This is a genomic window from Mesorhizobium intechi (genome assembly GCF_002879535.1).
Taxonomy (GTDB): Bacteria; Pseudomonadota; Alphaproteobacteria; order Rhizobiales; family Rhizobiaceae; genus Mesorhizobium; species Mesorhizobium intechi.
The window spans coordinates 1-20,468 of record NZ_PNOT02000124.1 but is presented as its reverse complement, the minus strand read 5'-3'; the positions used below and the strand labels follow the sequence as shown (position 1 = coordinate 20,468).

Annotated in this window: 19 protein-coding genes; 11 read left to right on the top strand and 8 right to left on the bottom strand. The window is 63.9% G+C overall.

Going from position 1 to position 20,468, the window contains the following annotated elements; all coding sequences use genetic code 11:
• Positions 1-718, top strand: a 718-nt coding sequence (locus tag C1D09_RS33095; protein ID WP_167514567.1) for a hypothetical protein, incomplete at its 5' end; no start/stop codon positions are given.
• A 31-nt stretch (positions 719-749) separates the two neighbouring features.
• On the opposite strand, the gene C1D09_RS11215 is transcribed toward C1D09_RS33095, so the two are convergent.
• Positions 750-1,934: an MFS transporter gene (locus C1D09_RS11215; protein ID WP_143974323.1), complete on the bottom strand. Its 1,185-nt coding sequence runs from the start codon at positions 1,932-1,934 to the stop codon at positions 750-752.
• Positions 1,935-2,055: 121 nt separating this feature from the next.
• Positions 2,056-2,979 carry a zinc-binding dehydrogenase gene (locus C1D09_RS11210; RefSeq protein WP_143974322.1) on the bottom strand — a complete coding sequence of 308 codons (924 nt, stop codon included), beginning with the start codon at positions 2,977-2,979 and terminating at the stop codon, positions 2,056-2,058.
• A 101-nt stretch (positions 2,980-3,080) separates the two neighbouring features.
• Here C1D09_RS11210 and C1D09_RS11205 point away from each other — a divergent pair, with 101 nt between their 5' ends.
• Positions 3,081-3,887, top strand: coding sequence for an AraC family transcriptional regulator (locus tag C1D09_RS11205; protein WP_143974321.1), 807 nt, complete (start codon positions 3,081-3,083; stop codon positions 3,885-3,887).
• On the opposite strand, the gene C1D09_RS11200 is transcribed toward C1D09_RS11205, so the two are convergent.
• Together C1D09_RS11200 and C1D09_RS11195 are read right to left on the bottom strand one after the other, a co-directional pair.
• Positions 3,888-5,672: a cation:proton antiporter domain-containing protein gene (locus C1D09_RS11200; RefSeq protein ID WP_143974320.1), complete on the bottom strand. Its 1,785-nt coding sequence runs from the start codon at positions 5,670-5,672 to the stop codon at positions 3,888-3,890. It lies immediately after the preceding gene.
• A gap of 221 nt (positions 5,673-5,893) precedes the next feature.
• Entirely contained in the window at positions 5,894-6,343 is a 450-nt protein-coding gene (locus C1D09_RS11195; RefSeq protein ID WP_143974319.1) for a baeRF12 domain-containing protein, read from the bottom strand.
• A 381-nt stretch (positions 6,344-6,724) separates the two neighbouring features.
• Between C1D09_RS11195 and cysG the strand changes: the two genes are divergently transcribed.
• From cysG to C1D09_RS11160, 7 genes are all read left to right on the top strand, one after another.
• Complete coding sequence (gene cysG / locus C1D09_RS11190; RefSeq protein WP_143974318.1) at positions 6,725-8,191, top strand: siroheme synthase CysG; 1,467 nt, start codon at positions 6,725-6,727, stop codon at positions 8,189-8,191.
• Positions 8,188-8,481 (top strand): DUF2849 domain-containing protein, encoded by a 294-nt coding sequence (locus tag C1D09_RS11185; RefSeq protein WP_032931682.1) that lies wholly within the window; start codon positions 8,188-8,190, stop codon positions 8,479-8,481. The genes cysG and C1D09_RS11185 overlap by 4 nt, the downstream gene beginning before the upstream one ends.
• 45 nt (positions 8,482-8,526) lie before the next feature.
• Entirely contained in the window at positions 8,527-10,197 is a 1,671-nt protein-coding gene (locus tag C1D09_RS11180; RefSeq protein WP_143974317.1) for a nitrite/sulfite reductase, read from the top strand.
• Positions 10,172-10,936 (top strand): phosphoadenylyl-sulfate reductase, encoded by a 765-nt coding sequence (locus C1D09_RS11175; protein ID WP_143974316.1) that lies wholly within the window; start codon positions 10,172-10,174, stop codon positions 10,934-10,936. The genes C1D09_RS11180 and C1D09_RS11175 overlap by 26 nt, the downstream gene beginning before the upstream one ends.
• A gap of 170 nt (positions 10,937-11,106) precedes the next feature.
• Positions 11,107-11,637 (top strand): DUF934 domain-containing protein, encoded by a 531-nt coding sequence (locus C1D09_RS11170; protein WP_143974315.1) that lies wholly within the window; start codon positions 11,107-11,109, stop codon positions 11,635-11,637.
• A 96-nt stretch (positions 11,638-11,733) separates the two neighbouring features.
• On the top strand, positions 11,734-13,338 hold the full coding sequence (locus tag C1D09_RS11165) for a GMC family oxidoreductase (protein WP_143974314.1): 1,605 nt from the start codon (positions 11,734-11,736) through the stop codon (positions 13,336-13,338).
• A gap of 186 nt (positions 13,339-13,524) precedes the next feature.
• Positions 13,525-14,145: a DJ-1/PfpI family protein gene (locus C1D09_RS11160; protein ID WP_010911510.1), complete on the top strand. Its 621-nt coding sequence runs from the start codon at positions 13,525-13,527 to the stop codon at positions 14,143-14,145.
• A 50-nt stretch (positions 14,146-14,195) separates the two neighbouring features.
• On the opposite strand, the gene C1D09_RS11155 is transcribed toward C1D09_RS11160, so the two are convergent.
• Together C1D09_RS11155 and C1D09_RS11150 are read right to left on the bottom strand one after the other, a co-directional pair.
• Entirely contained in the window at positions 14,196-15,218 is a 1,023-nt protein-coding gene (locus C1D09_RS11155; protein ID WP_143974313.1) for a fatty acid desaturase, read from the bottom strand.
• A gap of 80 nt (positions 15,219-15,298) precedes the next feature.
• Positions 15,299-15,496: a hypothetical protein gene (locus C1D09_RS11150; protein WP_143974312.1), complete on the bottom strand. Its 198-nt coding sequence runs from the start codon at positions 15,494-15,496 to the stop codon at positions 15,299-15,301.
• Positions 15,497-15,738: 242 nt separating this feature from the next.
• Between C1D09_RS11150 and grpE the strand changes: the two genes are divergently transcribed.
• Positions 15,739-16,371 carry a nucleotide exchange factor GrpE gene (gene grpE / locus C1D09_RS11145; RefSeq protein ID WP_010911507.1) on the top strand — a complete coding sequence of 211 codons (633 nt, stop codon included), beginning with the start codon at positions 15,739-15,741 and terminating at the stop codon, positions 16,369-16,371.
• 123 nt (positions 16,372-16,494) lie between these two features.
• Positions 16,495-17,127 carry a trimeric intracellular cation channel family protein gene (locus C1D09_RS11140; RefSeq protein ID WP_143974311.1) on the top strand — a complete coding sequence of 211 codons (633 nt, stop codon included), beginning with the start codon at positions 16,495-16,497 and terminating at the stop codon, positions 17,125-17,127.
• A gap of 75 nt (positions 17,128-17,202) precedes the next feature.
• On the opposite strand, the gene olsB is transcribed toward C1D09_RS11140, so the two are convergent.
• Together olsB and C1D09_RS11130 are read right to left on the bottom strand one after the other, a co-directional pair.
• Positions 17,203-18,078, bottom strand: coding sequence for a l-ornithine N(alpha)-acyltransferase (gene olsB / locus C1D09_RS11135; RefSeq protein WP_010911504.1), 876 nt, complete (start codon positions 18,076-18,078; stop codon positions 17,203-17,205).
• A gap of 286 nt (positions 18,079-18,364) precedes the next feature.
• Positions 18,365-20,468, bottom strand: a 2,104-nt coding sequence (locus tag C1D09_RS11130; protein ID WP_143974310.1) for a PAS domain-containing hybrid sensor histidine kinase/response regulator, incomplete at its 5' end; no start/stop codon positions are given.

The window sequence follows — 20,468 nt, the reverse complement described above, 5'->3', positions numbered from 1 at the left end:
GGCGCGGAACATACTCGACAGTCTTGTCGAGATTATCGGTTTCCAGCCGGATATTGCGACAGTCGTCGGCAGCCGCAGCAAAGACTATCTTTATCGGAATTTCATCAAGCGTCATGTACTTCACAAGCAGGAGTGGCAAGCGCTCGGCTATCTCTGGAAGAGGAAGTCCGACTCACTCTCGGATTTCGCAATCGATATTGCCTGCTCCCTCGATAGCTTCAGATGCTTTGAAATTCATATCGACAGAGCTGCGACGCCGGGTCCCGATGAGACATTCCACAAGATCGTCAGACTGGTTTGCGAGGAGTTGCAACCTGTCTATGGGATAGGCTTGTCGATGCCGTATTTCTGGGGGCCGAGGGCATTTGCACACGGATCGGCATCTTCCCGTTTCGCAACCGAGGACAAGACGTTTAACGGTCCGCCGGCTGCGATGAGGGAACAGTCGTTCTCGTTCGGTCCGACATTCCGCGCCGAAAGCGCGCGGCGACAACTGAATCAGAATCTTCGCGATCTATATCCTTTCAACCTGCTGTCGAAAGGCCATCTGAACCGACAGATCGAGGGCAAACGACTGGATAACTGGATTGAAGAGAACTCGTTCGGCGCCATACGGAAACTATCGCCGATCACGTGGCAGTGGGACGTTTCGACGGGCGACGTTCAAAGCATCAGGAGACGGCTTATCGATGCCGGGCTCACGATTGTGAAGCAATAAGCTCGTCTCCTGAAGCAGCTAGCCGACAGGCTCAGATCGTTCTCGCCCGTCCCGCAAGGCCTCCCAGGATCGCCATCAGCAAGGTGGCAACGCCGCAGGCGCCCAGGGCCAGGTTCCAGTTCCCGGTCGCGTCATGGGCGAAACCGGCCAGCGGCGGGCCTGCGGCGGCCAGGGAATAGCCCAGGCATTGCGCCATTCCCGAGAGTGCTGCCGCCTCCTGGCTATGCGAGGCCCTGAGGCTGACGAAGGAAAGGCCAAGCATGAAGGCGGCACCCGCACCGAAGCCGAACAGCGCGATCCAAAGTGCGGCAAGGGCCGGAAGCTGCCACAGGCCCAGCAGCGAAAGGCAGGTGGTCAGCGCCACGCCGATGGTCATGGCGCGCTGGTCCTTCATGCGCTTGACGGCGGTGCCGAGCAGCAGGCCGGGGATCGCGATTGCCAATTGACACAGCCCATGCAGCGAGCCAGCGGTTGCCGCGGGATAGCCTGCCTCCGCCAGGATCGATGGCAACCATCCGACGATCACGTAGAAGACCAGCGAGGTGAGGCCGAGAAAGCCCGTCACCTGCCAGGCAAGGGCCGAGCGCCAGAGGTGCCTGCGGTCATGCATGGACGACGCTTCTTGCTCCGAGCTGGCGGGCATTTGAAGCTGAGGCCCCCAGGCAATCACGGCAGCGACTGGAAAGATCAGCGTGGCGGCAAGCGAGAGATGCCAGCTCGATCCCGGCAATTGAGCGAGCGGGATCGCTGCTGTCGATGCCAATGCCTGCGAAAGTCCGGACATGATGGCATAGCCGCCGGTCAGGCTGGCAACCCGGTTGGGAAAATCGCGTTTCAGCAAGCTTGGCAGCAGGACGTTGGCGACGGCAATCCCCGCCCCAAGCGTGCCGGTGCCGACGAACAGTGCCCAGAGGGGGCCGGTCGAGCGCAGGGCTATACCGGTCGCGACAACAAGCATCGCTGTGAATAACGATCTCTCGATGCCGTATCGGCGCGCCAGGCCGGCCGCGAAAGGCGAGATCGCCGCGAACGCCAGCAAGGGAAGGGTCGTCAGCATTCCCGCTTCGGCGGCACTGATGCCGCTGGTTTCGCGGATCATGCCGAGCATCGGCGCCACGCCGGTGATCGGCGTGCGCAGCGCCGAGGCGATCAGCATGATGCCAAAGACAAGAAGCCCTTGGCCGCTCGATGTCCTGGCAATTTCTCTTGCCGTCATGGCAGGCTCCTGACCCGTTGTCGGCGCCCGGGCGCCTTGATTTGCGTGTTGGGGAAAATGAATATCGTCAGCCGTTCCCAGCCTGTGCCGGAGCGCAGGGCCGTCGACCAAATGGGCCGGCTTATCCGGCGGCGATGGTGAGAACAGCCTTGCCGCTGAAGCTGCGCTGCCGCAGGGCGTCAAGGGCCTCGGCGATATCCGTCCACGGCACGGTCAAGGAGACGCGGGTCTCCAGCCGGCCGGCGGCGGCCAGCGCGAGCAGCGCGGCGATATCGGTGCCAATGCCTGCGCCGGACGTGTAGTAGGCGAAGGTCTGAAGCCGCGCCCCCTCATGGCCCGGAACGAACTGACGGAAGCCAATGGGCGTGGGCTCGCCACTGCTTGAACCGAACATGACGATGGTTCCGCCGGGCGCGACGCGTTCGATCGCGCGGGAGAGGCTTTCACCGCCGACCGACTCGGTGATCAGCGAAAACGGCCCCTCGGCCAACTCGATCGCCTCGACGACCTGCTCGGCTCCGAGAGCGCGGAGATCTCCGGCGTGTCGGGCGGCGGCGACCGCGGTCACCGAAGCGCCCTGCTCACGGGCGATCTGGATCTGGAAACGGCCGACCGCGCCGCTTGCACCAGTGATCAGCACCCGTTGGCCGGCCAGATCACCGCCATGGCGCAACGTCCTCAGCGCTGTCGTGCCCGCCACGGGGAGCGTGGCCGCGGAAACGAAGCCGACCTCATCCGGCAGGACGGCGAGACGGTCGGTCGGAACGGCGACGCGTTCGGCCCAACCGGCCTCGTCGACCAAAGCCGCGACGCGGGTGCCGACGGCCGGCCCGGAACCATCCGCTGCCGCCCGTTCGACGATCCCGACAATGTCCTGGCCGGGCATCCAGCCGTCCGGTCGTATGGCGAGCAGGCGCAGTTCGCCGCGATTCAACGAAGTTGCGCGGACAGCGACCAGAGCCTCGTTCGCGCAAGGCTTTGGATCGTCCACCTCGGCGAGTTTCAATCTGGCTGCATGGTCGGAAGAGATGGTGAGGGCGAGCATGGGTACACCTTTGCCAATTGGCGAGAACGACCCGAGCCTACCGATTTATGCTGACGAATAATCTAGATATAAATGCAATCAATCGCTAAAAGCAGTCAATGATGAGACAGCCGCTCCGCTACCCATGGCTCGACTTCGACGTTGATGACGTCCTTGCTCCGGCGATCGCCGTGCGCGTCGACGTCACCGAGACCAGGGCCGAGGTGTCGGATCATTGGCATCGCAAAGGGCAACTCGTCTTCGCGCTCAGCGGTGGCGTCACATGTCGCGTTCCCAGTGGCCTCTGGATGGTGCCGCCGCATTGCGGCGTGTGGGTGCCGAGCCGTATGCGCCACAGCAACATCGCTACGGCCAATGCGCGGATTTTCTTCGTCTATATCGAGCCGGGCGCGGCTGTGCTGCCGGATCGGTGCTGCACGCTTTCGATCTCGCCGCTACTGCGCGAACTCATCATCGAACTGTCGGACTGCGCGCCTGATGACGCGCGGTGCGCTTTCCTGGGAAGCGTGCTGCTTGCCGAACTGCCTGATATGCCCGTCCAGCAACTGCATCTGCCGTTACCCTCCGAGCCGCGCCTGAAGCGGATCGCGGAAGCGCTGGCGAACAATCCTGCCGATCGCAGCACTCTGGCCGAATGGGGAAAACGCGTCGCGCTCAGCGAGAGCAGCCTAGCTCGTCTCGTCGTCAAGGAGACAGGCTTGAGCTTCGGCCGCTGGCGCCAGCAATTGCACCTGATCGTTGCGATCAGGGGACTGGCTTCGGGTGCAAGCGTTCAGCGCGTTTCGGGCGATCTCGGCTATGAGTCCGTCACAGCCTTCATCACCATGTTCAAGAAGGCGCTCGGCAAGCCTCCCGCACAGTATCTCAGCAGCGTCGCACGCAATGACGGGTCCGCATTCGTGCGGTGATCAGGCGGCGGACAGTTCGGTCGCAGATGGCGCGCGACGGAGCACCTCTTCGACGATGCCGCGCGCGATTTCGCGCTCGCCCATGATCACCGTGTCGGCGCCGAGCCCCTTGAGGTGCTCGACCTCGGCATCGGAATGGGCCCTGGCGACGACGTTGATGCCGGGGTTGGCTGCTCGCGCCCGAAGCACGATTTGGCCGGCTTCGAACGCATTGGGGATGGCGAGGATCAGCCGGCTGGCGCCTTCGGGATTGGCGGCGGCGAACACTTCGGCGTTGGCTGCATTGCCGGCGACGCTCTCGACGCCATCGGCCTTCAGCTTGGCCAGTGTCTTGTCGGCGTCCTCTATGACGAGGAAGGGCAGCGCTGCTTCTTTCAGCGCCGCGCCGACAAGGCCGCCGACACGGCCATAACCGATCAGGATGGCATGGCCGGTAAGCGCCGTCTTCGGCGGCGGGCCGTCTTCCTGTTGGGCTGTTGCGACGACCGAGGCGACCTGGCCCGGTTCGGTCGCCGGACCGAGCGGCTTGGCGTCCGCCGGCGCCGCCGCCCTGGCGGCGCGGGCCTCCAGCCACGGCTTCATCCAGTCGATGACCAGGAACATCAGCGGGTTGAGCACGATCGACAGGATGGCGCCAGCCAGGATCAGGTCGCGGCCCTGTTCGGGCAAGAGTTTCAGCCCGACGCCGAGTTCGGCCAAAATGAAGGAGAATTCGCCGATCTGGGCAAGGCTGGCCGAAATCATCAAGGCGGTCGCCAGGGGATAGCCGAAGGCGACGACGATGACGAACGCCGCCAGCGACTTGCCGATGACGATGATGGCCAATGTCGCCAGGATGGGCAGGCCGTTGCTGAGCAGGCTGAACGGGTCGAACAGCATGCCGACCGAGACGAAGAACAGCACCGAGAAGGCGTCGCGCAGCGGCAGCGATTCTTCGGCCGCGCGGTGGCTAAGCTCGGATTCGCTCATGATCATGCCGGCGAAGAATGCGCCGAGCGCCAGCGAAACGCCGAACAGTTTCGCCGCGCCGAAGGCGACGCCGAGCGCAATGGCGAGCACCGAGAGACGAAACAGTTCGCGTGACCCGGTATGGGCGACGTAGTGCAGAATCCACGGAATGACCCGGCGGCCGACCACCAGCATGACGACGACGAAGGCGGCGACCTTGGCAAGGGTGATGCCGACGACACCCCAGATGCCGTAGCTGGCCGGCAGCGACAGCAGGCCGCTCGAGTGCACATCCGCCTGTTCCTGGCCACCGAGCACGCCGGCAAGGGCGGGCAGCAGAACCAGCGCCAGCACCATGGCCAGATCCTCGACGATCAGCCAGCCGACGGCGATACGGCCGCGTTCGGTCTCGATCAGCCGACGTTCCTGAAGCGCACGCAGCAGCACCACGGTCGAGGCGACCGACAGTGCCAGGCCGAACACCAGCCCCGCGCCCATCGACCAGCCGAGCATCCAGGAAAGTCCGGCGCCGAGTGCCGTGGCAAAGCCGATCTGGACAATGGCGCCGGGCACGGCGATGGCGCGGACCGACAACAGGTCCTTGAGCGAGAAATGCAGGCCGACGCCGAACATCAAGAGGATGACGCCAATCTCGGCCAGTTCGTTGGCAAGGCCGGCATCGGCGACGAAACCGGGTGTATTCGGCCCGACCAGGACGCCGGCCACGAGATAGCCAACCAGCGGCGGAATGCGGAAACGGTTGGCCAGAGCCCCGAAGACGAAAGCCAGCCCCAGACCGGCGACGATGGTGGCGATAAGGGGCGTGTCATGCGGCATTGTCTATGGAGCGCCTTTCAAGTTTGCGATGTCGGATGTGCGCCGCCCGAAGCCGCCGCCTGTTTTGCAATATGGTGGAAGGGGTTATGGTGATGCAACCCGCACGGATGCGAAAATCGACCGATGCGGCCGCAAAATGCTCCACCGGCGGCCGAGAGGCCGCCGGGCCGGTTTGTGCTCACTGTGGCATTCGCCTCGACAACAGGATCCGTCGCCCGCGGTCAGGCTGCTTGCAGCATGGCCTCGATCTCGGAGATGGCGTGGTTGGTCATGGTTTTTGGAATTTCAGCCGTCACCTTGTCACCGACCGCCTTGTGCAGCTTCTTGCGCACGGCGCCGAGCATCACCGGCGGGGCGACAAGCACGATGCTGTCGAACTTACCACCATGGGCGAACTTGTAGAGGCGGGCGGCGATCTCTTCCGCGAAACGCTCCTTGCCGATCCGATGCCAGTCGGTATCCTCGACGGCGCTGCGGTGCACGGATGGGCCGTCATTGTACCGGCCGGGGCTGTCGCTTCCCTGTTCACGGGTGGGCGGGTTCTCCTGTTCCATCACCTGCACGACTTCGAGATTGGGAAACTTGTTGTCGCCGGCGTTCTTGAGCAAGAGCGCTTTTTCACCGTCGGCCACCAGGACCCAGATACCGTGCCTCAGTTTGATCGTGTCCATGAAAGCGCTCCTCTTGATGAATGGCTACGCTTCGGAACGCGTTTCAACCCGGCAACGTTCCACCCCCCCTACGCGAACCGGCCGCGGTGCTGCCACCGGTTCAAGAGGCGATCGGTGAGTGGGCGACATTAATCTACTGAATTGGTAGAAATTAGAAAAAACTGTTTTGCCATATAAGGGGCAGGTGGCTAAAAAGACCTGAAATCAAGGCTCGCCTCAGCGGCTTGATCCGCCAGCACCGCGAATGTGGAATATTTTTCTCCTGCCTTTCGCAGTTGCGAAAAAGCGATTGCCTGCCATCACAGGATGCGCGAGTGCTTTGCTTCTGGTTTTTCGCGCCCGGGCGTAAAACTGCGACACTGTTCCCGGATTGCTCTTCCCATGCCGCAGGCCAATGCCAAGCTCAATGCCTTCCCCGTCTTCGTGCGGGTCGAGGGCGAAGCCGTGGCCATCGTCGGCGCCGGCCAGGAAGCCTTGGCCAAAGCGCGGCTGATTGGACAGTCGAGCGCGGTGCTACGGATCATCGCCGAAAATGCCGAGCCGGAGCTACTTGCCTTTATTGCTCAGTCCGGCGCCAGCCATGTCGCGGCAGCTTACGACGCCTCGCAGCTGGAAGGCGCGGTGATGGTGTTTGCCGCCAGCGGCGATGAGGCGCTCGACCGCCGGGTCGCGGCCGATGCCCGCGAACTGGGCATTCCGGTCAATGCCGTCGACCGGCCGCAACTGTGCGACTTCTTCACGCCTGCGCTGGTCAACCGTGCTCCGGTCGCCATCGCCATCGGAACGGAAGGCGCCGGACCGGTGCTGGCCCAGATGCTGCGTGGTCGCATCGACCAAATGCTGTCGCCATCGCTCGGTTCGCTGGCGACGCTCGCCGCTTCGCTGCGTGGGGCCGCCGAGAAATTGCTGCCGAAAGGCAATGCCCGCCGCCGCTTCTGGAACAGTTTCTTCCAGGGTGCGCCTGCCCATGCCGTGGAAGCCGGCCAGCTGTCGCAGGCGCATGACGCGGCGGTGGATATTCTGCTGTCGAACGCACCCGCCTTGGGCCACATCGCGCTGGTCGGCGCTGGTCCGGGCGCCGAGGATCTGCTGACGCTGCGTGCCCATCGCCTGCTGATGGAAGCCGATGTCATCGTCCATGACGCGCTTGTGCCAGAGGCGGTCGTCGCCATGGGCCGCCGCGATGCCGAGCGCCTGCCCGTCGGCAAACGCAAGGGCTGCCACAGCAAGAGCCAGGCCGAAATCAACGCGTTGCTGGTTGAGCTTGGCCAGCAGGGCAAGCGCGTGGTGCGGCTGAAGTCGGGCGATCCGCTGGTGTTCGGCCGCGCCGGCGAGGAAATGGCGGCACTGCGCGATGCCGGTATCGCCTATGAGGTGGTTCCGGGCGTCACAGCGGCCTTTGCCGCCGCCGCCGATTTTGAACTGCCGCTGACCTTGCGCGGCGTCTCCTCCTCCATGGTCTTCACCACCGGCCACGATCTAAAGGGCAATTCACTGCCCGACTGGGCCAAGCTCGCGATTTCCGGTGCCACCGTCGCCGTCTATATGGGCCGCTCCGTCGCTGCCGAGGTTGCCGGCCGGCTGATCGAAGCCGGCCTGTCGCCGGACACGGCGGTGGCCGTGGTCGAGAATGCCAGCCTTGCCAACCGGCGCCGTTTCCACGGCACGCTGGCCGACCTGCCGTCGCTGGAAGCGCGTGGCGATCTTTCCGGGCCGGTCATGACCATCATTGGCGATGCTGTCGCCGGCGCCAATTTTGAACGGTCCGAACCGCTTGCGACACGTCGGCGTAAGGATTTGGGGAATGAAGGCGCGGCCAAAGCCGCCAGCGAGAGAGTTCAGCCATGAAGATACTGACCGCCAACCGCCTGACGGATGGCATCGCCGTCTGGTACGCCGATGGCGGCTGGGCCGAGACGGTGGGCCAGGCGGATCTTGCCCATGACAAAGCGGCCGAGGATCGCCTTGAGGCGATCGGCGCCAAGGCCTATGCCGACAATGAAGTGGTCGACGTCAATCTGATCGACGCGGAAGTCGTCGATGGTGTCGTCGAGCCGGTGCGGCTGCGTGAAAAGATCCGCGCCGCCGGCCCGACCATCCGCGGCGACCTCGGCAAGCAGGCCGAGCGGGCTGCGTAGCCAGGTTTTGAGTGAAACGGGCGGACGCGCCCTGAAAGACGAAGCATGTACCGCTACGATGAGTTCGACCACGATTTTGTCCAGGCCCGCGTCGCCGAGTTCAGCGACCAGGTCCAGCGCCGGCTGTCCGGCGAGATATCAGAGGACCAGTTCCGGCCGCTCAGGCTGATGAACGGCGTCTACCTGCAACTGCACGCCTATATGCTGCGTATCGCGGTGCCTTACGGCACGCTGAACGGCAAGCAGCTGCGCATGCTCGGCCACATCGCTCGCAAATACGACAAGGGCTACGGCCATTTCACCACGCGCCAGAACATCCAGTTCAACTGGCCGGCGCTGTCGGACATTCCGGCGATCCTGGCCGATCTGGCGAGCGTCGAGATGCACGCCATCCAGACCAGCGGCAACTGCATCCGCAACGTCACCGCCGACCACTTTGCCGGCGCCGCCGCCGACGAGGTCGCCGATCCGCGCCCCTATGCGGAAATCCTGCGGCAATGGTCCTCGGTGCATCCGGAATTCTCGTTCCTGCCCAGGAAGTTCAAGATCGCGGTGACCGGGGCAGAGCGTGACCGCGCCGCCATCCAGACGCACGATATCGGACTACACCTGAAGAAGAACGCCGACGGCGAGCTTGGCTTCGCCGTCTATATTGGTGGTGGCCAGGGCCGCACGCCGATGGTGGCAAGGAAGATCCGCGACTTCCTGCCGGAAGCCGATCTTCTGTCCTACTGCACGGCGATCCTGCGCGTTTACAACCTCTATGGCCGCCGCGACAACAAGTACAAGGCACGCATCAAGATCCTGGTGCACGAGACCGGCGTCGAGGAAATCACCCGCCAGGTCGAGGCCGAATGGCAGGAACTGAAGGACGCCGAGCTGAAGCTGCCGGATGCCGATATCCGCGCCATCCAGGCCTATTTCGCGCCGCCGGCGCTCACTGATCGGCCGGAAGGCGACCAGGCGGTCAAGCTGGCGCGCCTCGATTCCAAGGGCTTTTCCGACTGGCTCGACCAGAATGTGGTGACGCATCACCACCCCGACTACGCGGCGGTGACGATCTCGCTCAAGGGCATCGGCGAGGTGCCGGGCGATGCTTCCGACAGCCAGATGGAAGCGGTTGCCGACATCGCCGAGAAATACGCCTTCGACGAGCTGCGCGTCAGCCACGAACAGAACCTGATCCTGCCGCATGTGGCGCGCGCCGACCTCAAGGCGGTCTATGACGCGCTGGTCGATATCGGGCTGGCGACGGCCAACTCCAATTTGATATCGGACATCATCTCGTGCCCAGGCCTCGACTATTGCGCGCTGGCCACCGCACGCTCGATCCCGATCGCGCAGGAAATCTCGCAACGCTTCGCCTCGCTGGAGCGGCAGCGCGAGATCGGCGAACTGAAGCTGAAGATCTCCGGCTGCATCAATGCCTGCGGCCATCACCATGTCGGCCATATCGGCATCCTCGGCGTCGAGAAGAAGGGCTCCGAGCTCTATCAGGTGACGCTGGGTGGCTCCGCCGACGAGAACACGTCGGTCGGCGAAATCATCGGCCGCGGCTTCTCGTCGGACGAGATCACCGACGCCATCGAGCAGATCGTCGAGACCTATCTCGGCCTTCGGCTCAACCCACAGGAAAAATTCATCGACGCCTACCGCCGTGTCGGTCCCGCGCCGTTCAAGGAGGCGCTCTATGCTGGCGAAACCAAGGCCGCTTGACCATATCGCCGATGTCGACGACGGTGTCGCCGCCAAGGCGGCGGGGCTCGATGCGCTCTACGGCCACCTGAAGCCGATCGAGATCATCGAACGCTCGGCCCGCGAACTGTTTCATGATGAGATCGCCGCCGTGTCGTCCTTCGGGGCGGATTCGGCCGTGCTGCTTCACATGATCGCCGAGATTGACCGGACGCTGCCGGTCATCTTCCTCGACACCGGCAAGCATTTCGAGGAGACGCTCGGCTACCGCGACGCGCTCGTCGCCGATTTCGGGCTGACCAACATCCAGGTCATCAAGCCCGCGGAGGCCGCGCTCGCGCGGATCGATTCGACGGGCAATCTGCACCAGAGCAACACCGATGCCTGCTGCGACGTGCGCAAGGTCGAGCCGCTGGCGCGCGGCGTGGCACCCTTCCGCGCCTGGTTCACCGGCCGCAAGCGCTTCCAGGCCTCGACGCGCGCGGCGCTGCCGGTGTTCGAGGCGGTCGGCCCGCGCATCCGCATCAATCCGCTGGCGCACTGGACGACCTCGGATCAGGCAGACTACATGCGGGCGCATGCGCTGCGCGAGAACCCGCTGGTCGCCTATGGCTATCTGTCGATCGGCTGCTTTCCGTGCACGCAACCGGTGCAGCCGGGCGAGGACGCGCGCAGCGGCCGTTGGGCCGGTCATGCCAAGACCGAGTGCGGCATTCACCTGTCGGGACTGGAAGTGTCGCTGACCGACGCATCACTATAGGATGTGCTGATATTCAGGTGAGGCTGGCCTGCAAACGGCAGCTTCCTGCGCTTCCGGTGCTCACGTACTTCAAGTACGCTCCGCTCCGGTTCTCGGAAGCCGCCATTTTCGGCGCAGCTTGACCTGAATCTCAACACATCCTTGGCTCGTTTGAATATTTAGGAATTTTGATGACCGAAACGACGACACCGGAGACCCGGCTCTGGACCCCGGAGGGTTTTCGCGAGGACGAGTGGGCTCACGCCGAAAGTGCCGATGCGCTTTCCGGCAATGGCCGCTTCATCCTGCCGCTGCAGGCGTTCCTCGACCTTGATCCGGAGGTGCGCCGGTCCGCCAAGGAGCGGCTCGGCGTCCTGCTGCAGCCCGGCGATCAGCTCGAGAAGATAGCCGACCTGCTCGACCAGCTGTCGCTGGTGGCGTTGGTCTTCCCTGCCTTCAGCGATGGACGATCCTTCTCCAAGGCCGAACTGCTGCGCGGCCGCTACCACTTCGAGGGTGCCGTTCGCGCCACCGGCCAGGTGCTGGTCGACCCGTTGCCGCACATGCTGCGTCTCGGCTTCGACGAGTTCGAGATTTCCAACCCGGTGCTGCTGAAGCGCCTGGAAGAGGACCGCATCGGCGGTTTGGGGCTGTACTACCAGCCAGCCGCCGTGCCGGAGCCCAAGGGCCCGAAATATTCCTGGCGGCGCGTTCGCAGCTGACGTTGGGGCAATTCCAGCCATCTTTACATAGGCCGTGATCGAGCCTTCTCTTGGTCATCCGGACGGAAACATCCGCCGGGTGCTAGGGAGGAAGTCATGGGTTTCGACTATGTCATCGCCGGCGGTGGGTCCGCCGGCTGCACGCTTGCCGCGCGGTTGTCCGAAGATCCATCGAAAACGGTCTGCCTGATCGAAGCCGGCGGCGCGGGCAGCAACCTGCTTATCCGCGCGCCGGCCGGCATCATCGCCCTGTTGCCGGGCCGGCCGAAGATCAACAACTGGGCGTTCGAGACGGTACCGCAGCAGGGTCTTGGCGGCCGCAAGGGCTACCAGCCGCGCGGCAAGGCGCTGGGCGGATCCAGCGCCATCAATGCCATGCTCTACACGCGCGGGCACCGCGGCGACTATGACGAATGGGCCGATCTCGGCTGCGACGGATGGTCGTGGGACGAGGTGCTGCCGTACTTCCGGCGGGCCGAAGGCAATCAACGCGGCGCTGATGACCTGCATGGCGGCGACGGGCCGCTGCGGGTTGCCGAGCAGCAGGACCCACGTCCGCTCTCCCGGGCCTTTGTCGAGGCCTGTGGCGAAAACCAGATCCGCCGCAACGCTGATTTCAACGGCATTGAACAGGAAGGTGCCGGACTTTATCAGGTGACGCAATTCTGGGGCGAACGCCGTAATGGCGAGCGTTGCTCGGCGGCCGCTGCCTATCTGCAACCGGCCATGAACAGGTCGAACCTTACCGTCATCACTGGAGCGCATGCCACGGCGGTCACCCTCGATGGCAAGCGCGCCACCGGCGTGCGATATCGCGCGGGGAAGGGCGAAGCCGTCGCGAAAGCCAGGCGCGAGGTGATCGTCTGTGGGGGCGCCTTCGGTTCGCCTCAGCTCCTGTTGCTGTCGGGCATTGGCCCGGCTGCCGAGCTTGCCATGCATGGCATTCCGGTCATCCATGAACTGCCCGGTGTTGGCAAGAACCTGCAAGACCATCTCGATTTCATCATGGGCTGGACGTCCAAGAATGCCGACATGATGGGCATCGGTCTGCGCGGCCTGCCTGGCCTGCTGCGGCACCTGCTGCGCTGGCGGAAAGATGGCGGCGGAATGATCGCTACGCCCTATGCCGAAGGCGGTGCCTTCCTCAAATCCGATCCGGCGATAGATCGGCCCGACCTGCAACTGCATTTCTGCATCGCGATCGTGGATGATCATGGCCGCAAGCTGCATATGGGATATGGCTTTTCCTGCCATGTCTGCGTGCTGCGGCCGCATTCGCGCGGCGAGGTCGGGCTGTCGACTCACGATCCCATGGCACCGCCGCGCATCGATCCGCGCTTTCTTTCGGACGAACGCGACGCCGAGCTTTTGCTCAAGGGTGTCAGGATGATGCGCGGTATCCTGGAGGCGCCGGCGCTGGCCGGATATCGCCACAAGGAAATCTACACCGCCGGTGTTTCGAGCGACGCGGAGCTGATGTCCCACATCCGTGCCCGGGCCGACACGATCTATCACCCAGCCGGCACCTGCAAGATGGGCGTCGACGACCTAGCGGTGGTCGATCCGCGATTGCGGGTCCACGGGCTTGAAGCCTTGCGGGTCGTCGACGCCTCGGTGATGCCGACGCTGATCGGCGGCAACACCAACGCTCCGACCATCATGATTGCCGAGAAGGCGGCGGACATGATCAAGGCGGCCTGATCATCACGGTTCTGGTCGAACCAGCGGAGCTGGTTTCGTCTGCCGAGAAGCGCGTTCCGCCGAAATGGCGGAAAACTGGTCAGACCAATTGGGCGATCTGCGCTTTCCCTTTGACCCACCTGCCGCTAGGATAGGGAATATTGTTTGCGACCCGAAATAAATATAGCCACAAGGGAGGAACCGGGAATGGCTGGCAAGAAAATATTGATGCTCGTTGGCGAGTTCAGTGAGGAGTATGAGATCTTCGTCTTTGAACAGGCCATGCATGCCGTCGGCCACACCGTGCATGTCGTCTGTCCGGACAAGAAGGCCGGCGATGTCCTAAAGACATCGCTGCACGATTTTGAAGGCCACCAGACCTACACGGAAAAGCTCGGCCACGATTACATCCTCAACAAGACGTTCTCCGAGGTGGACCCGGCCAAGTATGACGCCGTCTACGCGGCGGGCGGGCGCGGCCCCGAATACATCCGCATCGACAAGCGGGTGCAGGCGCTGGTGCGGCATTTCCACGAGGCCGGCAAGCCGATCTTCACCATCTGTCACGGCGTACAGATCCTGATCGCGGTCGACGGTGTGGTGCGGGGCAGGGAAGTGGCGGCACTCCACTACTGCGAGCCGGAAGTGACGCTCGCCGGCGGCATCTACATCGACGTCGCGCCGACCGGCGCCCATGTCGACGGCAATCTGGTATCGGCCAAGGGTTGGCCGGGCCTGTCCAACTTCATCCGTGAGTGCCTGAAGGTGCTTGGCACCGAAATCCGGCATGGCGAAATCCTGATGCGCGAAGAGCGCCAGGCCGCCTGAGCAAGGCGCTTACTTCCGCCGCCGCGCCACGGGGCGCGGCGGTCGTCATTTTACAATGTCGCCCGTGCCTCGCGAAACGACACCAGCTTGCGGCGGTTCTCGTCCCACAATGCCAGTTTGACGCAGCGTAGGCTGTCGAGCAGCGTGACGCGACCGATGCCGCGCAATTCCGGATAATCACGCAGCACTTCCTGCAGCCGGTAGCCCGGCACCTTGGCGGAGAGGTGGTGCACGTGATGGACACCGATATTGCCGGTGAACCAGTTCAGCACCGGCGGCAGGTCGTAGTAGGACGAGCCATGCAAGGCGGCATGCTGGAACTCCCAGTCGTCATCCTTTGCCCATTCCGTCTCCTCGAACTGGTGCTGGACGTAGAACAGCCAGATGCCTGCCGAGCCGGCGAGAATGACGATCGGCAGATGGACGACCAGGAACGCACCGGGACCCAGGGTCCAGATAAGCAGGGCCGCCGCAAGCGCGATGGCGAGATTGGTGGTCATCGACGACACCCAGGGCGTGAAGCCGCCGCGCATCATGCCGATGGGCAGCCTTTGCGAGAAAATGAACAGCCAGATGGGTCCAAGCCCGAACATCACCAGTGGATGGCGATAAAGGCGGTAGGCGAGGCGCCCGCGCCAGGACAATTGCCGGTACTCGGCAACGGTCAGCGTCCTGATGTCACCCATGCCGCGCTCGTCCAGATTGCCGGCGCTGGCATGATGTGTCGCGTGGGCGCGCCGCCAGCAATCGTAGGGCGTAAGCGTCAGGACGCCGAGCGCGCGGCCGATCCAGTCGTCGGCATGGCGGTTGGCGAAGAAGGAGCCATGGCCGCAATCATGCTGGATCATGAAGATGCGCACCAGGAACCCGGCTGCCGGAAGGATCAGGATCAGCCCCCACCAATGGCCATAGGCATAAGCAGCCGAGGAGAGCGCCCACAGTGTCGCGAACGGGATGAGGGTGATGGCGAGTTCGACGGCGCTGCGTCGCCGGTCCGGCTTCTTGTAGCGCGCCAGGACCTTCAACCAGGCACGCTTGCTGTTGGCGACCGCATCGGGGGAAATCATGTTCATCAGGAAGCATAAGCGCGGCATGTGGCTACCGCAAGGCAGCCATCACGCAAAATTACTGTGCGTAATTGTCGCGTAAAGAGCTACTGCCGCCGCAATCTGGTACCGCCATCCTCGACCTGATCGAGGCGGTCGAGCAATTGCCTGAAGCGGTCGTGAGTATCGGCCTCGATACGGAAGGCGGGCAAGGTATGCAGAAAACGCGTCATCGCCTCGGCACCGAACTGGCGCCTGACTTCGGCGGCGAGCCTTTCTCCCTTTTCAGCCTGGTTGCGGGTCATCGTTTCAAAATCCTGTGTCGGCTCGGAAACTCCTCCAGTAGGGGAATGGTTCCCCCATCACGCTTCCGTGGCAAGCCAAGCCGGCAAGTACGGTAAACTTTGAATTAAAATCTAAGTATCGCCATTGATCGCGGCCCAGGTCCGGCCAAAGGCTCAAATGGTCGCTTACCCCTTGATTTTTGGCTGCCAAACCTCGATATCGGGCACAAAATCCATACCATTCGAGATGACGGGAAACGGCGATGAGCGACCAGGCAAAAGACGAACGCGCGCCCAGTGAAGCCGAGGCGGCCGAGGCCAATGCCGAGCGCACTGAAGGCAGTATCGACGGCGACTATGAAGCGCTTGTGCGACTGCTGAAGGAAAATGAAGAGCTGAAGGACCGCGCGCTGCGCGTCGCGGCCGAGATGGAGAACCTGCGCCGCCGTACCGCGCGCGACGTTCACGACGCGCGCACCTATGCGGTTGCGAATTTCGCCCGCGACATGCTGTCGGTGTCGGACAATCTGCGCCGCGCGCTGGACGCCATTCCGGCGGAGGCGAAGGCCTCGGGCGACGCCGGCTTCAAGGCGCTGATCGAAGGCGTCGATCTGACCGAGCGCGCCATGCTGTCGGCGCTGGAACGGCATGGGGTCAAGAAGCTCGCGCCGGAAGGCGAGAAGTTCGATCCCAATTTCCACCAGGCCATGTTCGAAGTGCCCAATCCCGATGTCCCGGCCAACACCGTCGTCCAGGTCGTGCAGCCGGGCTATTCGATCGGCGAGCGCGTGCTGCGTCCGGCCATGGTCGGCGTCGCCAAGGGCGGCCCGAAGATTGCCGCCGAGGCGCCGGTCGAGCCCGGGCCGGTGAATGAGCAGGCGGAGAAGGATGCGTGATTAGGGATTGGGCAGTAGGGCAGTAGGGCAGTAGGCAGGGAATAAGGCAGTCGTATCAATCCTGCGGCTTCGTGCTATTCATACGTCCAGTTCCCAATCCCTACTGTCTATTCCCTTACCGCCATGCATCCCATCGCCCTTCTCGACTATGCCGGCGTCGCCGTTTTTGCGGCGACCGGAGCGTTGGCTGCTTCGCGAAAGCAACTCGACATTATCGGTTTCCTGTTCCTGGCCAGCGTCACCGGCATTGGCGGCGGCACGTTTCGCGACCTCATCCTCAATGTGCCGGTCTTCTGGGTGGGAAACCGCGACTATGTGCTGATCTGCGCCGTCGTGGCGGTCCTGGTCTTCTTCACCGCGCATCGCGTCGAATCCCGCTACAAGCTGCTGCTGTGGCTCGACGCCATCGGGCTGGCCGCCTTTTCGGTGATGGGCGCGGCCAAGGGCCTGGCAATCACCGGTTCGCCGGTGGTTTCGATCATTACCGGCATGCTGACCGCGACCTTCGGCGGGATATTGCGCGATCTGCTTGCCGGTGAACCATCGGTGCTGCTGAGGCCGGAGATCTACGTCACGGCCGCTCTGGCGGGCGCCGCCATCTTCACATTGGGCGACGTCGCCGGATTGCCACAGATCGTCTCCGGGTTGGCCGGCTTCGTCGTGGCGCTCGTCGTGCGCGGCGGCGCGCTGCGCTTCGGCTGGTCGTTTCCGTCGTACAGGAGCCGGCCTGGCCGGCGGCCGGAGGATATTCCGTGAGGAGGAAGTGAGTAGCGAATAGGGAGTGGCGAAGAGGGATTGCAGCTCGCAATCCAGCGTAGCTCTGGCTATTCGCTACGCCGCGAAGCGCTGCGCTTCCCCGCCATAGTAGTTGACGTAGCGCGCGCCGATCTCCTTGACCGGCATCACCACGAAGACATCGACGGTCGAGAATTCGCGGTCGATGACGCAACCGTCGCCGATGCGGGCGCCGACCCTCAGATAGCCCTTCACCAGAGGCGGCATCGCCGCGATCGCCGCCTTGGTGTTGACCGCCTCGATCGGCATCAAGTCCATGGAGCAATAGCGCCCGGACACCGCGCGCACATCCCAGGCCGAATTCGTGCGGCAGTGATGGGCGAGGTAGGTGAGCGCCTCGGCATGCGCCGCCGGCACGGTGCCGTGGAACGAAGCGCAGCCGGTCATCACGCCGATTTCGTAGTGATTGATGTAGGCCCAGATGCCTTGCCACAGCGCCTCGATGGTGCGCTTGGAGCGGTATTCCGGCAAAACGCAGGATCGGCCGAGCTCGAGGAAACGCTGGCCGGGATGGCGGGCGATGAGCTTGGTCAGCTCGAATTCGCCTTCGGAATAGAAGCCCCCGGCGGCGGCCGCGATTTCTTGGCGCAGCAGCCGGTAAGTGCCGACGATGCGGCGGTGTTCGGGGCCGGAAATCGAATTGTCGAAGACGAGCAGATGATCGCAGAGCGGATCGAATCGGTCGGCGTCGCGGCGGTCCTGCACCTGGAATAGGTCCTTGCGGGCGCCAAGCTCGTCGTAGAATACCCGGTAGCGCACTTCCTGCGCGGCCGCGATCTCGGCCTCGTTGCGGGCGAGCCGCACTTCGAGATTGCCGATACGGCCGAGTGCTGCGCCTTTTATGACGGAATCGACATTGCGCCCGGCGAGCAAGGCGCTGCTGGCGTTCGGCCGCGTGTCACATTCCGGCATAACTGTATGCACGAGTGATTCTCCTTCGAGCCATCCCTCTTGGCACGGGGATACGGTGTAGGTGCAACAGGATTGTGACAGTACCGTGATAAGGCGTCGCGGGCAATACTTCGTCGGCTGGCGAAAACGCTCAACCGGCTACGTTAGGTGAGGAGGAGCGAGGCGCCTCTCGCTTGCACGGAGCAAGTCACTTTGTCCCAACCCCTTGTTTTCATGGATGTCGCCCTCGGGAAATCGGGCCGCGTCGGGTCGCCATGCATCAGCCGCCCAGCTGGAAAAAAGTGGATCAAGCCGCGACCTGGCCCTCGACGGCGTGGACAAGCGCATCCGGGTCGAGGGGCTTGGTGACGAAGCCGCTGGCGCCATGGGCAAGCACCGCATGGCGCGTCTTTTCCTGGCTGTCGGCCGACAGCACCATGATCGGCACCGGCGGCGCCGATGTCTCTTCCTCATGACGGCGGATCGCGGCAATGGCGTCCAGCCCGTCCATCACAGGCATGTGCAGGTCCATCAGCACCACGTCGAAGCGGTGCTTGTGCCCGGCGCTGGTGACGGCCTCGACCGCGGCCTTGCCATTGCCGACAACCTTGACGCGGTGCCCCGCCTTCAACAGCGTGGCGCGGGCCAGCATGGCATTGATGTCGTTGTCTTCGGCGATCAGCACGGACAGGCCCGACTGACGGTCGCTTGAGACGCGCAGCGTCGGGGTGCGGCGCTTTTCCGGCCGTGGTTGGGCAAGGGCGGGCGTGTGGCTGGTCAAAAGAACACGCAAAAGTGTTCCACCGCGCACCGGTCGGGCCAGGAAGGTCGCGTAGCCGCTGGCGCGGAACTCGCCAAGCATGCCGCGATCGGTCGGCGCGATCAGCGTGATCGCTTCGCAATCGGAAAAGCCGCCTTGGCGCAACCGCTTGAGCACTCTCCCATCGCTCTCCTCCATGGCCGCGTCGACCAGCAGCACGTCGCAGCCCTCGGCCAGGGGCACGGCCTGTGCCACGGTGGTGGCGATGCCGGCCGTGCCGCCATTGGCGCGGATGGTGCGGGCGATCGCGTCTGCCTCGACAGCGTTCCTGGACAGGATCACCGCGCACCTGCCGGCAAGCACGTTCTGCCGGCCCTCAGGCGCCTCGGTGGCCTCCGTGGCCGGGATTTCGAAGACGAAGTCCGACCCTTGGCCAAGCCGGCTGGACACTGAAATCGTGCCGCCCATGGCAGCCACCAGTCGCTTGGAGATGGCAAGTCCGAGCCCCGCCCCGCCATGCGCGCGCGTCGAGGTGCCGTCGGCCTGTTCGAACTCCTCGAAGATGCGCTCCATGTCCTCTTCGCGCAGACCCGGACCGGTGTCGGTGATGGTGAAGCAGACACGGTCGCTTGTCTCTGTGCGGGCGCGCGCGATGCTGACCAGCACGCCGCCGCCGTCGGTGAACTTGATGGCGTTGCCGATCAGATTGAGCAGCACCTGCCTGACGCGACCTGGATCGGCTGTGATCAATTGCGGTACATCCGGTTCGACGTGGCAGCCGAGGCCAATACCCTTGGCGAAGGCGCGGGCGGCGAGCAATTCGATGATGTTGTCGGCGATCTCGCGCACCGACATGGGCTGCGGTTCGGGATCGAAGCGACCGGCCTCGATCTTGGAATAGTCGAGCAGGTCCTCGATCAGGGCGAGCAGGGCGCTGGCCGAGGTCGAGATGGCGCCGACATAGGTCTGCTGTTCCGGCGACAGGCTGGTATCGGCGAGCAGCCTGGCCATGCCCATGATGCCGTTCATCGGCGTGCGGATTTCATGGCTGACCGTGGCGAGGAAGCGCGATTTGGCCTGGCTTGCGTATTCGGCGCGCTCGCGCGCGGTGATGAGCGAGGATTCGGCGCGCTTGCGGGCAGTGATGTCGCGGGCGATGGCGCGATGCGATGCCGTGCCGCTGTCCTTGTCACGCACCGACAGTTCGATCCAGGAGAACCAGCGTGGGCCGCCTGGCGTGCGGATGGCGACATCGGTGGAACTGAGGCACTCATGGTCGGAAAAGGCGGCGTCGGGGACGACGCCGACCTCAATGCCAAGTTCGGCCAGGGTCTTGCCGGCAAGATCGCGCTGATCGGCTTCGACCAGATCGGCGAACACCTTGTTGGCATAGACGATGTGGCCGTCGCGATCGCGGTGGATGACGAGGTCGCCCAGCGCATCGATGAGACCGCGAAAGCGCTCCTCGCTTTCCTGCATTTCCCACATGCGGTCGGCCAGCGTCTCGATCTCGGCGCGGCTTCGGGCGGTGGTCTCGTCGAGCAGCACCACGGTCCGGTGGACGCGGCGTCTGGCATGGAAATGCATGGCCAGGCCGGCGAGGCCGGTTGCCAGCAAGGCGAGGCTGATGAAGATCGGCGCCCCTGTCAGA